General features: G+C 39.2%; 14 protein-coding genes. All 14 read right to left on the reverse strand.

The window, feature by feature from the left end; all coding sequences use genetic code 11:
- Positions 1-53 precede the first annotated feature (53 nt).
- On the reverse strand, positions 54-2,501 hold the full coding sequence (gene parC, locus V7127_RS16760) for a DNA topoisomerase IV subunit A (RefSeq protein ID WP_335355098.1): 2,448 nt from the start codon (positions 2,499-2,501) through the stop codon (positions 54-56).
- Positions 2,501-4,477 carry a DNA topoisomerase IV subunit B gene (parE, locus tag V7127_RS16765; protein WP_335487924.1) on the reverse strand — a complete coding sequence of 659 codons (1,977 nt, stop codon included), beginning with the start codon at positions 4,475-4,477 and terminating at the stop codon, positions 2,501-2,503. Before parE ends, parC begins: the two co-directional genes overlap by 1 nt.
- Positions 4,478-4,832: 355 nt before the next feature.
- Entirely contained in the window at positions 4,833-5,246 is a 414-nt protein-coding gene (locus V7127_RS16770) for a CoA-binding protein (RefSeq protein WP_335346968.1), read from the reverse strand.
- Positions 5,247-5,373: 127 nt separating this feature from the next.
- Positions 5,374-6,711 carry a 5'-deoxyadenosine deaminase gene (locus V7127_RS16775; protein ID WP_335346967.1) on the reverse strand — a complete coding sequence of 446 codons (1,338 nt, stop codon included), beginning with the start codon at positions 6,709-6,711 and terminating at the stop codon, positions 5,374-5,376.
- The gene (locus V7127_RS16780; RefSeq protein ID WP_335355096.1) at positions 6,708-7,877 is read right to left on the reverse strand and encodes a M20 family metallopeptidase; all 1,170 of its coding nucleotides are present in this window, start codon (positions 7,875-7,877) and stop codon (positions 6,708-6,710) included. The genes V7127_RS16775 and V7127_RS16780 overlap by 4 nt, the downstream gene beginning before the upstream one ends.
- Positions 7,877-8,500: an urea carboxylase-associated family protein gene (locus tag V7127_RS16785; RefSeq protein WP_335487927.1), complete on the reverse strand. Its 624-nt coding sequence runs from the start codon at positions 8,498-8,500 to the stop codon at positions 7,877-7,879. Before V7127_RS16785 ends, V7127_RS16780 begins: the two co-directional genes overlap by 1 nt.
- A gap of 15 nt (positions 8,501-8,515) precedes the next feature.
- Complete coding sequence (locus V7127_RS16790; RefSeq protein ID WP_335346964.1) at positions 8,516-9,199, reverse strand: cyclase family protein; 684 nt, start codon at positions 9,197-9,199, stop codon at positions 8,516-8,518.
- An 87-nt stretch (positions 9,200-9,286) separates the two neighbouring features.
- Entirely contained in the window at positions 9,287-11,095 is a 1,809-nt protein-coding gene (gene ade, locus V7127_RS16795; RefSeq protein ID WP_335355095.1) for an adenine deaminase, read from the reverse strand.
- 3 nt (positions 11,096-11,098) lie between these two features.
- Positions 11,099-11,377, reverse strand: coding sequence for a EutN/CcmL family microcompartment protein (locus V7127_RS16800; protein ID WP_335487930.1), 279 nt, complete (start codon positions 11,375-11,377; stop codon positions 11,099-11,101).
- A gap of 13 nt (positions 11,378-11,390) precedes the next feature.
- Positions 11,391-12,125 (reverse strand): hypothetical protein, encoded by a 735-nt coding sequence (locus V7127_RS16805; protein ID WP_335487934.1) that lies wholly within the window; start codon positions 12,123-12,125, stop codon positions 11,391-11,393.
- Positions 12,126-12,127: 2 nt separating this feature from the next.
- Entirely contained in the window at positions 12,128-12,412 is a 285-nt protein-coding gene (locus V7127_RS16810; protein WP_066288284.1) for a BMC domain-containing protein, read from the reverse strand.
- A gap of 23 nt (positions 12,413-12,435) precedes the next feature.
- Entirely contained in the window at positions 12,436-12,891 is a 456-nt protein-coding gene (locus tag V7127_RS16815) for a BMC domain-containing protein (RefSeq protein WP_335346960.1), read from the reverse strand.
- Between the two features lie 25 nt (positions 12,892-12,916).
- Positions 12,917-13,903 (reverse strand): hypothetical protein, encoded by a 987-nt coding sequence (locus V7127_RS16820; RefSeq protein ID WP_335487936.1) that lies wholly within the window; start codon positions 13,901-13,903, stop codon positions 12,917-12,919.
- A gap of 13 nt (positions 13,904-13,916) precedes the next feature.
- Positions 13,917-14,180, reverse strand: coding sequence for a BMC domain-containing protein (locus tag V7127_RS16825; protein WP_335346958.1), 264 nt, complete (start codon positions 14,178-14,180; stop codon positions 13,917-13,919).
- Positions 14,181-14,253 lie beyond the last annotated feature (73 nt).

Raw genomic sequence — 14,253 nt, forward strand, 5'->3', positions numbered from 1 at the left:
TTAAAGAAATTTACTAAAAAATCCCCGCTATACAATTAAGCAGGGATTTTTGCTTATTTCTCAGTCCTATTAGTTCCTTGTGAAGCCTCTTGTTTCCAAACATCCATTACTTGTCCGCTTTCCCCTTCATCCATAATGAAGGAGCCATTTGAGTAGCGATCATTAAAGCGAATACTTGAGGCCGCCACGGATTCAATAACACCTTTTTCACTTTCAATAATGATTGAATCATTTTCCTTTATAACGAGTGAGCCAATAATTCGATGTGGGTTTGCTTTTAACTCCCTTAACATGACAAAACCTCGTTTTGCACGTGAAGTTCGTTCAAACTCAGCAAATTTCATCTTCTTAATAGCACCACGCTGGGTAACAATGACAACTGACTGTTCAAGTGAATTCTCAACTATCTGTCCGCCCGTTACATAGTCATCGTCTTTTAAATTAATCCCTTTTACTCCTGCTGCCCTTGTACCAACGATACTGATTTCTTCCTCAGGGAACCATAATGCATAGCCATTGTATGTAGAGATAAACAGATCTTTAGAGCTATCTGTTTCATGGACATCAATCACTTCATCATCATCTTTTAAATTAATGGCGACCAAAGGTTTAGAATAACGCTGTGCCTTGTACAGCTTAAGCTCTGTTTTCTTCACCATTCCATATTTTGTGACAAAAAGTAAATAGGTTTCTGTATCGAAATCCTTCACAGGAAGAGCCTTTACAATTGATTCGTCACCGTCAATTGGAATGATATTAGCAACATGCTGCCCAAGATCCTTCCAGCGGATATCAGGGAGCTGATGGACAGGGCAATATAAGTAATTCCCTTTGTTTGTGAATAATAACAGAACATCTGTCGTATTCATATCTAGCTGTGCTAGCAGACGATCTGAATCCTTCATGCCGAAATCCTGTCCATTGGAGGCTGCAAAGGAACGAGGACTTGTCCTCTTCACATAGCCTTCCTTTGTAACTGTTACAATAACATCCTCACTTGCGATCAGAACTTCCAAATTGATTTTGATTTCTTCAATTTCAGCCTCTATCACTGTGCGGCGATTATCAGCAAAACGTTTTCTCACGTCTTTTAATTCTTTTTGAATGACAGAATACAGCTTTTTCTCGCTCTCTAGAATAGATGTTAGCTCGGCAACTCTTTTTGATAATTCTTCTGCCTCAGCTTGGAGTGCTGTAATATCCGTATTCGTTAAACGGTAAAGCTGCAATGACACGATTGCTTCTGCCTGAGGCTCAGTAAATGCAAACTTGGCAATTAAATTATCTTTTGCATCTCTTTTATCCTTCGATGCTCTAATGGCGGCAATCACTTCATCAAGAATAGATAAAGCCTTTATTAAGCCTTCAACAATATGCTGCCTGGCTTGGGCTTTTTCCAGATCAAATGCTGTTCTTCTTGTGACGACCTCTTTTCGATGCTCGATATATGCATCTAATAACTCTCTAAGTCCCATTAGCTTCGGATGTCTGTTATAAATGGCGACCATATTAAAATTATAGGGTACTTGTAAATCACTGTTTTTGTATAAGTAATGAAGGACACCTTCAGGATCAGCGTCTTTTTTCAATTCTACAACTATACGTAACCCCGTTCGGTCTGTCTCATCTCGAACCTCGGCAATCCCTTCGATTTTTCGATCTAGCCTAAACTCATCGATTTTCTTGACAAGATTTGCTTTATTGACATCAAACGGTATTTCCGTAATGACAATTTGTTTCTTCCCGCCGCGAATTTCTTCAAATTCAGCTTTCCCTCGGACAATGATTTTTCCTTTTCCAGTTTCATAGGCCTTCTTTATTCCCTCAACACCTTGAATAATCCCGCCTGTTGGGAAATCAGGCCCTTTTATATATTTCATAAGGTCATCTATTGAGCAATTTGGGTTGTCCAATCGATGAATGACACCATCTATCACTTCATTTAAGTGATGAGGAGGAATTTCTGTCGCATATCCAGCAGAAATACCAGTAGAGCCATTTACTAAGAGACTTGGGAACATAGCTGGCAAAACGGTTGGTTCATTCGAAGTATCATCGAAGTTCGGAACAAAATCGACCGTTCTTTTTTCAATATCCTTTAGCAATTCTGAAGAAATAGCTGAAAGTCTCGCCTCCGTATAACGCATAGCTGCAGGAGGATCCCCATCAATACTTCCGTTATTCCCGTGCATTTCGACAAGCAAGTTTCGTAGCTTCCAATCTTGACTCAATCGAACCATTGCATCATAAACCGATGTATCACCATGAGGATGGTAGTTACCAATTACATTTCCAACTGTTTTTGCAGATTTTCTAAAGCCTTTTTCATGTGTATTTCCTTCCACATGCATGGCATATAAAATTCTTCGTTGAACAGGCTTTAGGCCGTCTCTTGCATCAGGTAAGGCCCTTTCCTGAATAATGTATTTACTATAGCGGCCAAAACGATCACCAATAACGTCTTCTAGAGGGAGATCGCGGAATTTCTCTTGTGTAGCCATTATTCAATCTCCTCCTCTAAGACTGATATATTTTCATTTTCTAGTATACTTGCATCCTCTTCTAAACCAAATGCTACATTTGTTTCAATCCACTTTCTTCGTGGTTCAACCTTATCACCCATTAACGTTGTTATGCGGCGTTCCGCTCTGGCTGCATCATCTATTCTAACCCGGATTAAGGTGCGTGTTTCTGGATTCATAGTCGTATCCCATAACTGATCCGCATTCATTTCGCCTAAACCTTTATAACGCTGGAGCATATAGCCTTTCCCAACTTTTTTTATGGCGTCCTGCAAATCATCTTCGGCCCAGGCATACTCAATAATTTCTTTCTTGCCTGTACCTTTGCTGACTTTATATAAAGGGGGTAGTGCAATATAAATTTTACCGGCATCCAGCAGCGGCTTCATATATCGATAGAAAAAGGTTAGGAGAAGAACTTGAATATGAGCACCGTCTGTATCCGCATCGGTCATAATAATGACCTTATCGTAGTTTACATCTTCAATGTTAAAATCCGCTCCAACTCCAGCACCAACAGCATGTATGATCGTATTAATTTCCTCATTCTTAAAAATGTCCTGAAGCTTTGCTTTTTCAGTATTAATAACTTTCCCTCGCAATGGAAGAACCGCTTGAAAACGACGGTCACGGCCTTGTTTAGCTGAGCCGCCAGCTGAATCTCCTTCCACTAAATAGATTTCATTTTTTTGAGGATTTCTTGATTGGGCAGGTGTTAGTTTTCCAGAAAGGACCGCATCCGAGCGTTTTCTTTTTTTGCCGCTCCTTGCATCCTCACGTGCTTTTCGGGCCGCTTCTCTCGCCTGATAAGCTTTAATTGCCTTTTTTATCAAAAGAGAACTTATGTTCGGGTTCTCTTCAAGAAAATAAGATAAATGCTCGGATACTACCGCATCAACTGCCGATCGTGCTTCACTTGTACCAAGCTTTCCCTTCGTTTGTCCCTCAAACTGGAGCAAATCCTCTGGAACACGTACAGAAATAATTGCAGTAAACCCTTCACGAATATCGGCTCCATCTAAATTTTTATCTTTTTCCTTTAGAAGATTAACCTTTCTAGCATATTCATTAAATATACGCGTCATCGCTGTTTTAGAGCCAGCCTCGTGTGTCCCGCCATCTTTAGTCCGAACATTGTTAACAAAGGAAAGAACATTTTCCGAGTAGCCATCGTTAAATTGGAAAGCAAAATCTACTTCTATTCCATTTTGCTCACCCTCAAAGCTAACGACTGAATGCAAAACATCCTTTTCTTCATTTAAATATTCAACAAAAGCTTCAATCCCATTTTCATAATGAAAGACTTCCTGAAGACTATGCCTTTCATCGATAATTTCTATTTTCATTCCTTTTAATAGGAATGCCGATTCACGCAGCCGCTCACATAATGTTTCATAATTATACGTAGTTACTGAAAAAATGGATTCATCTGGCTTAAAGTGGATGGTTGTTCCTGTTTGATTTGTTTTTCCTATTTTTTCAAGAGTTGTTACCGGTTTGCCGCCGTTTTCAAAGCGTTGTTCATAAACAATCCCATCTCTTTTAATGGTGACGACAAGCCATTCAGAAAGAGCATTCACTACAGAGGCACCAACACCATGGAGTCCTCCGCTTGTTTTATACCCGCCCTGGCCGAATTTACCTCCAGCATGCAAGACGGTTAATATCACTTCAGGAGTTGGTTTGCCCATACGATGCATTCCAGTAGGCATCCCGCGCCCTTTATCAATAACACTTATTGAGTTGTCTTTATGTATTTTGACAATGATTTGTTCACCGTAACCTGCCAATGCTTCATCGACAGCGTTATCGACAATTTCATATACTAGATGGTGTAGCCCTCTCGCATCTGTACTCCCAATGTACATACCCGGGCGCTTTCTAACTGCCTCAAGCCCTTCGAGTACTTGTATGGCATCATCATTATAGTCAAAAGCTTCCTGATTTCTTGCCACAAACATACCCCTTTCATTACTGCAAAAAAGAATTGCTAATAAAAAAATGATCAATACTTTGCTTTTGTATCTATATAAAGAAATGAGCGTAATCATTGAAACAAAATTGATTATACATTCATTTAGCGTATTCGTCTAAAAAATAATTATCCTTTATATGATAGAAAAAGCGGATAAGAACGAGTGTTCCTTATATATATTTTACCATATTTTATTCAGCGTCTATGCTTTATTGTATCTATTTATTCAAATTTGGCAAATAAGATTTTTAATTTTAGCTGATTTATGGCTGTTTCGATAGCTGCTTTTTCAAAAAATAAAAAATGAGACCTATAAAGATCTCATGTCTTTTGCATTATTTTGTTAATGCATGTTCTACCTTAATACAGCGATCCATAACAACTGTGTAGCCCTTTTCCTTTAAGAAATTATAGGCATTCTCATCTATGCATCCGAGCTGTGACCAAAATACATCAGCATTTATTTCAGCAAACTCTTTAGCTACCTCAAGCAGATGCTCTGAACGGCGAAAAACATTGACAATGTCAACATGACCATCAATATCCTTTAAGCTTTTGACAGACTTTACACCGAGCACTTCATCAACTGTTGGATTAACAGGAATAATTTCATATCCTGCATCCTGCATAGCCTTCGACACCATATAGGATGTTCTCTCAGGATTACCGCTTAAACCAACTACCGCAATTTTTTTTGACTTTTTGAGAATAACACCGAGCTCTTCCCTGCTTGGAATTTCAACAGACATAATATGTACCCTCCTACTAATAGCTTTACTTGCTTATCTATATCATACCGAAAAGTAGGTTATTTTACTAATAATGGACTCTTCTTGGCTGAAGGGAGGGTACATGTTATTTAAAATCGAAACACCTTTAGTACAATACTGTTTCCAACTTTTTCACTAATCGCTTTATGGATATATCTGATTCTCTCAATATAACTGCCTTATCAATCGTAATCATCTGTCTATTTTCCATTAGTACTTTTCCGTTCACAATCGTTGTTTCAACATCCGCTCTTGTGGCTGAATAAACAATTCTGGAAATTGGATCAATTTCTGAGGATGGATATGTGTGGAAATCATTTAAGTTCAAAATAGCGAGATCAGCCTTCTTCCCTGTTTCAATACTGCCAATTTCATTTTCCATTCCAACTGCTTTTGCTCCCCCGATTGTAGCCATTCTAAATACAGTTCTTGCATTCATGGCTGTTGGTCCATGGATAGGTTTTTGAATAATAGCAGCGAGTCTCATTTCATTGAACATATCCAGATTATTGTTACAAGGTGCTCCGTCAGCACCTAGACTTACATGTGCATGTGAGTTAAGTAATGACGGAATTTCAGCAATTCCTGAAGCGAGCTTAAGATTAGATCCTGGACAGTGGCTGACCTTAACTCCGCGCTCTCTAATAATTCTTTTCTCTTCTTCATCCAGCCACACACAATGTGCCAGAATTAAACGCTCATTCGCTAACCCAATGCTATCAAGGTAGACAACATTTCTCATTCCATGTTCTTTTTCTACTAACAAAATTTCAGTGGAATTTTCAGAGGCATGTGTGTGGACTCTGACATTGTAATGCTTTGAAAGATCCCTTACTGTTGTTAATAATTCCTCCGTACATGAAACAACAAAACGAGGGCAGAAGGCATATTGGATTCTGCCGCCATCATGATTATGCCATTTTTCAAGCAGATCGACACTTTGCTGAATGGATTCTTGCGTATTTTCCCTTAAGAGAACTGGAACTTCATCTCCCTTATCCATCATGACCTTCCCTGCTAGGGCGCGAATTCCGCTTTCCGCAATTGCTTTAAAAGCAAAATCTGTATGATGAACAGTTTCCATATCTACAACTGTTGTTGTTCCACTTTGTAATAGTTCCCCAATGCCAAGCATCGCTGAGTAATAAATGGATTCCTCATCATGAGATGCTTCCAGAGGCCAAATTTTTTGCTTTAACCAATCCATTAATTCAAGGTCATCAGCCTGCCCTCTAAATAATGTTTGGCATAAATGTATATGAGTTTGTATAAATCCCGGTATCACCGTGCGTCCTGAAGCATCAATAATTTTACTTGCATAATGGCGGAGATTTTGTCCGATTTCAACAATTTTGTCATCTACAATATAAATATCTCCTGTAATAATTTCTTCCTTCTCATTCATCGTAACGATTTCTGCGTTCCTAATGAGAATGCTGCTCATTTTACACCTCCTTGTAACTGGCTTGTCATATCGGCTTTCTTTTCGTCAAAGTTCAAAATTAATGATTTATAAAAATCGATCGATCTTTTATAGGCAGCAATACTTACCCATTCATTTGGCTGATGGGCAAGCTTCTCATCACCTGGTCCATAGATTAATGTAGGGATTTCGCTTCTTGGATTTAATACAGCTGCATCTGTATAATAAGAAACACCAAAGCAATTTGAGTCCTCTTCATTTTTTATTTCTAATGCACAGTGAATAATATCTGATGAAACAGCGGTAAGAATAGGTGGACGGTCTAACACTTTCGTTATCTTGAACTGATGGAGCTCGTTATTTTCAACAAGTTTATTAAGTTTTTGATTTAGCTGTTCTATTAAATGGTCATGTGATTGTGGAGGAACTGTACGTATATCCACCCGAATTGAACATCGATCCGGAATGACATTCGTTTGAATCCCCCCATTGATCATTGTAACCGCAAGGCTACTGCTTCCAAGAGGTTCCTTTTCTAGTTTCCACTCAACTTTTAGTGAATCTAACACATTTATTATTTGCATCATATGATCAACAGCATTGATTCCTTGATCTGGCATAGACCCGTGAGCGGTTTTTCCATATGTGCTAATTTCTAACCAAAGTGCTCCCTTATGTCCAACCACAACCTTTTCATTTGTCGGTTCACCGATTACTAGTGCATCAATGACTCGATCGTCATTTCCTTCTAAAAACGCCCTAGCTCCGCAGCTATCGACTTCTTCACCAGCTGTTGCCAAAAATGTAATAGTGGCTGGAGGTGTCTTTTTTTCCAAAATTAAAGATTCTAATGCTAAATACATGGCGGCCAAGCCGCTTTTCATATCTGAAGCCCCTCTGCCATAAATCCTTTCTTCTACAATGTCCCCTGAAAAAGGGGCATACTGCCATTCAGCCTCTCCAGGGGAAACCGTATCCATATGGCCGCACAGAAATAAATGCTTATCACCACTGCCCTTGAGTGTCACCTCAAAATTGCTCCTATTTTTCTCAAGATAAGTCATTTTAAAGGGGATGCCCTTCATCTTACATCGTTCAATAAAAGCCTCAGTTACCTCATGCTCATTACCTGGAGGATTTGAACTATTGATCCGCAGAAGCTCCTGAAGGAATTGAATATCATCCATTATTCTGCCTCCACTATTTGCATTTTTAGAGATGTAACCTTCCATCCGTTTACAGGTGCCATATCTTGCGAACATGTTGTACAGGCGATGACCACGTCCTCCAAGGCCTTGAGCCTCACATAATCTCCTGGCTTTGAAAGTGGCTCTTCAATCACATAATCGCCTTGATCGTCCAGCACATTATTCATAAATAGATTAATAGGATCTGGAACAATAGCTGGATGAATATTAAACTTCTTTAAAGCTGTTTCTAAATTGTCATAGCAATTTGGATGATCATCGTGATCAAAATCCATTTTATACCGATAATAATCGCAGGCTGGAAAAAATATATCGTGGACACTGACAGTATCTTCTACTAGCTGCATAAGAGGTCGGCGTCTATTGCTGTATAATAAATCGCCTTTTTTTAACCGAATACTGCTTAATGATGCTCTCATATGAACGGGGGATACATATTCTTGAGGATCTGCATGATTAAAACAAACAAAATCCCCAACCTGCTTCCCATCCAGATCAATGATAATAAGCTCTTCGCCTTTTCTTAAAAAAGCGCTTCTGCCTTCGTAGGGAGGAATGACTATTTCTTCACGAATTCTGTCCCTATTAAAGATTTCTCTCATAAAATCACCCTCCGTTTATTCAATAAAAACAGCAACTGCCCGGATTGGGGAGCCAGTTCCTTTCCGAATCCTGAGCGGAAGCCCGAAGTATAAAAATCTCATACCGGCTATTTGGTCCAAATTACAAAGGTTTTCCGTATTGGTCATGCCATACTCCCTGCAAATTAGGTGACCGGAATACTTGGGATCATCAGGATGATCGATTGCCGGAGAATCGATGCCGATATTGACAACGCCTTTCTCTGCTAGCCACTTAGCTGCTTGGTAATCAAGACCTGTATAAGTAGTTAACCATGCATCTGTGCCATACGACCTGTTATAATGGCCAGTATAGAGAAGAACGATATCCCCCTTCTCGATAAACTGACCCGATTTATTTAGGGCACTCTCAAGATCCTGACTCGTAATATAACGATTTGTCGGAACATGTGAGACATCAAGGCAAACGGCTGGACCATAGAAATATTCTAATGGCATTTCATCAATGTATTTCCCATTTGGATCATACTCGTATGTAGCATCACTATGGGTTGGCCCATGTTCATTAATGATTAAATTGTTTGTTGCAAATGGAAACCCTATCTTTTTTTCCGATTCTTCATGTGTAATATTAGTAAAAATCATCGTAGATGGATGAAGAGGGAAGACTGGCATCCCATGATAGATTTCCTGAGTTAAGTCTACTAATCTGACTCCCATAATTTTTCCCTCCAATTCAAAAAGCGTAAGCGCCTTCGGAACAATCAAAGGGCGATTGTTCCTGCGACGACTTTTCTTGATGTATTTTTAAATAATCGTAGGAATAACCTCAAACTTGTCTACATCAATCAATCCCATATCAGTAATTTTCCACTTCGGACTTGTGACTAGTGACCAGAAGGATAAGTGCATGAATGGAACCTCCATTCCGCAACCAAGCTCTTCCTTTGCAAGTCTGGAAAGCTCATCAACCTTATCACTCATTTCCTTACCGGTTAATTCATCTGTCATAAGACCACCTACACGGAGCGGAAGATCTCCAACCACTTTACTTTCCTTGATCATGGCAATTCCACCTCCCATTGCAATGACACGATTGACTGCGGTTACCATATCCTCATAATTCGTCCCTGTCACAATAATATTATGAGTATCATGGGCAACACTTTCTGCAATGGCTCCGCTCTTTAAATCAAAGCCATGCAAGAATGTTTTCCCTACTTTTCCTGTTCTTCCGTGACGTTCAACAACAAGTAATGGCAATACATCCTGCTTCAGACAAGGCTGGACAATTCCATCCTTTACATTCAGAGTATACTCGCCCTCGCCCGTTAAATTTTGGAAAGGGATGGCTTCAATAGCTCTTACCCTTGCACGGGATCCTGTAGCATTAATAGTGAGTTCATCTTTTGTAACTGCTTTTCTTTTAATCGATTTCTTAACACTTTCAGGATAAATATACGGGGCTATGTCGATAGTTAGTTCGCCTTTTTCAGCAGCTTTTTTACCACTGAGATATACTTGATCGATCGTCATATTCATTAAATCACTAATAACGGCAATATCTGCCCTTTTACCAGGTGCGATCACTCCTACATCCTTAAACCCGAAGTGAGTAGCCGGATTAATGGTTGCCATTTGGATGGCTTCGACAGGATCAATTCCTTCCGCGATCGTTCTGCGGACAATATCATTCATATGTCCATATTTCAGGAGATCTGCAGGAACCATATCATCTGATACTAAAATCGCTCGTCTCGAATCCAATCCATCCTCTGTAATGGCACGGATACACTCTGCCATATTTCGTTGGGAGGATCCTTCCCTCATAAACACACTTACTCCATAACGCAACTTTTCAACCATTTCTTCCTTCGTAGTCGTTTCATGACAAGAAACATGTGTGCCTCCGCTTATAATATGTGCTGCCAGTTCTTTCCCAAATAATCCAGGAGCATTTCCCTCGACAGTTTTACCAATACTGTTTGCATAGGAGACCGCTGCCACTAGATCATCTATTAATTCAGGGGCATGTTGATAGACTGGCTGGATATTACTAAAGCTTTGAATTTCGCCTATCCCTTGAACATATGGATCATTCAATAAGTCCTTCATATCCTTCGCTGAAACGTCATACCCTGAGGTTTCTAGACCAGGCGCATCAGGTACGGCACAAGGAACAGTGAATAAGATACGATTTGGAAGGGTTTTAGCTTCTTCAATCATCGCTTTCATTCCATGAACACCGAGAACATTTCCTATCTCATGCGGGTCGCCAATTAATGTAGTTGTCCCTGTCGGAATGGAGAGCTTGGAAAATTCTGTACATGTCAGCATGGCACTTTCGAAGTGCATATGAGAATCAATAAAGCCCGGGCTAATAAATTTCCCCTTAACATCTTCTATCGTTGTTTTCGGACCAATCAGATCCTTTGCATCTCCGACCATTAAAATATATTGTCCTTTAATGGCAACATCTGCTTCATATATTTCACGGGTGATTACATTAATAAAATACCCGCCTCTAAGGACTATGTCCGCATATTGATGTGGATGCAATAATACATCAATTAATTTCCGATATTGTATAGCTTCTTTTATTTTAAGAGCGTCCACTGTTTAACCCCCTGTCATCGTTCCTTCCAAACTATCAATTATTCCAATAATTGCAGCATCTATGGGTGCATCTTTATTCCTGATCGCTCTTGAAGCCATGCTTCCAGTCACATAGATCACTCTTTCACCTATGCCGGCTCCAACAGTATCAACGGTAATAATAGGGTTTGGCAGTACCTGTCCATCTAATCCAATCGGCTGTGTAATTAATAGCTTCGTCCCTACTAGATTTTCATCTTTTCTCGTAGCAGTTACCCGGCCAACCACTATTCCCATGTGCATAAAGATCGTCCCCTTATTCTGTAATGATTGCAATATTCAACTCTCTTGCCATATCCTTGGCAAGGGGAGTAATGATAGTCTGACTTGTCATACTCAAAGTATGTTGATTTTGCCCATGCAAATATCGTATTGTTTCTGCGGTAATAATTGATTTTTTTAGAGAATGATTAAGAAAAACATCAAAATTATCATCTTCATTGATTAGTTCAATTCCTAACCCTTTGAGCTGAATCATTTGGTCCTTCAGTTTTCTTTTAAAAGCTTGAGATCCTTTATCCAAACCCTTCACCCGCCATAGCTGATGATTAGCGTCTATCCCTATTTTTAATGCAATGACTTTCTTACCAGTCATTAAACTATGAAGAATCAGACGGACAAAAGGTCTTTGTTCATTGAAGGAAAGAATATCTGATACTAGCGAAAATGACAGGATTGGGAGAAAGACTATATCAATCTTATTTTTTTCTGATAAATGCTGATGACAAATCCAATCATCATTGCCAATTATTCTCGCAAGGTCATTTCTTTCGTCATGTGAGTAAATCGAATCTTCCACTGAGATTCGAAGCATGCATTGTTTACTAGTTAGGTCTTTTAAATATAAAAGTCCTGGTTCCATTCCAATCAAATGAGAGGTAATTAGAGCCAGGACATATGGTCTTTTCTGTAGGCTCTTACTGTAGCTGTTTCGGTTAGACAGCTCGCGCAGAGTGTGTTTCATCATTACACTCTGCTTATTTGAGCTCATATTTATTCACCAATCGTTTTAGATAATAGGGCTCTTTCCACTTCGCTGTGAGGTCTAGGGATAACATGGACAGATACCAATTCTCCAACACGGCTTGCCGCTTCAGCTCCCGCATCTGTCGCTGCTTTAACAGCCCCTACATCTCCTCTTACCATGACAGTTACAAGTCCAAAGCCAACCTTTTCATAGCCGCAAATTTCTACATTTGCTGCCTTAACCATTGCATCAGCAGCCTCTACTGCACCAACTAAACCCTTTGTTTCTACTAATCCTAATGCTTCACCCATGATTTATTTCCTCCTCATAATGATTAATTTGATTTGTTATTGTCTTCCTCTGATTGACTGTTTTCCGTTATATCATTTTCCGCTTTTTTAGTGGTTCCCTTTTTCATTGAGCCTTTTATATTTTTTCCCTTCGCTTCAGCTCTCTCCGTATTCTCCTCAGAGCCTTCCTTCTTAATTAAGCTCTTCTCTTCAAGTTTAAAATGAGGTAATAGTTTACTTGCTACTTCGTTGTGAGCCCTTGGAATCACATGAAAGGAAATTACCTTTCCAATACGATCTGCAGCTTCCTTACCAGCATCCACAGCAGATTTAACTGCGGCGACATCCCCGCTGAAATGGACCGTAACACCCAGATACCCATTTACGCCAATTACTTTTTCGATGCCTACAATTTCTACATCCGCGGCTTTAACTGCAGCGTCTGCAGCAGAAACAGCTGTTAAATAGCCCACTGTTTCTATTAATCCTAGTGCTTGCAATTACATAGCCTCCAGTCATATAAAGTTATTTAAACCTCTCAGCTTCCTTAAGTAATTCGGCAGAGACTTCTGAAATCGTTATGAATGGACCATAAAGAAGTAAATATCCTTTCTCTACGGTATAGTTGAAATTTATATTTGGTGATTTTTTCAATAAACGATCTAATATAAGAATGGATGAATAATGATTTATTCCATCAAGTACAGCGACCCCATCTACATGAGCATTCAAATTAAGCTGTTTTGTTAACCATGGACTAGGAGAATGAACTTTAAAAAGCTGTAAAGGCTTATAAGAATGGTGAGAAAGTTTTTGAAATAATGTTTTTACGGCCTCGGTTAGTTTGGCGGTATCTTCTTCATACAATTCAAGAATAAAGCCACTGCTTTTTTCTTTTTCCCATAACAAACTATATTTCATGGCCGAATACTCTCGTAAAATCTCATTCACTAGAAATAACTGGCCGATTGACGATTGTTCACTTGAAATGACCCCAACGGAATGTGACTTTAGCGGCCTCTGAAATGATTCCATCAGTTTTTCAGATAGACCAGAATAGACCCAAGCTTTTATTCCATTTCTCGTTTGGCCGATAAACTTACTTTCTTCATTAAAATGGTTATTTACATATGAACCTTTTTGAGGCTTATTTAATGGTTGGTTACCTTGTACAAGAGAGATTTTTTGCAGTTTAGATATGGAACCTGTAATGGAATCACTACTCCCCGTTTTAGTATGAACATTTCTTTGTTCATTTTTGGATGAATGATTGATTAGATCTTTATTAGTATTAGCAGGCACTCCAGCTAATCTTTTTTGGATATTTTTTTGCTGATAGTTTGGACGATTTATTCCCGCTATCGATTGTTTTGAAGCTTCTTGTTTGTTGTCATTGACAGTGGATTTCGAATAAACAAACCTTGAATTCCCCCCGTTAAAAAGAGGATTCTCTCTCGGCTTATTATCTGGCTTTAATACTTCCTGAACAATATTTTTCATGAATTCTGACAAGCGTAATCACCTCCTAGAGAATCTTAGCAAGCTCTGCATGCGGTCGAGGAATGACATTAAAGGATACTAACTCTCCTCCGGTCTTAGAATTAGCCGTTTTCCCCACTTCAACAGCGGCAGTTACAGCTGCAACATCTCCTTCTACAATTACAGTCACTAAACCAGAACCGACTCGTTTTAAATCTACTAAACTAACATTGGCTGCTTTGGCCATGGAATCAAGTGCTTCTATAGCAGCTGTTAATCCCCTTGTTTCAATCATCCCAATTGCCTTCATTTCCATCCCCCTTTCCAAGGTCAATATGATGAACTAGTTAAATGAACTTATATTTTTTTCATTCAGGTAGAAA

Source organism: Bacillus sp. JJ1773 (genome assembly GCF_036962035.1).
GTDB lineage: Bacteria > Bacillota > Bacilli > Bacillales > Cytobacillaceae > Cytobacillus.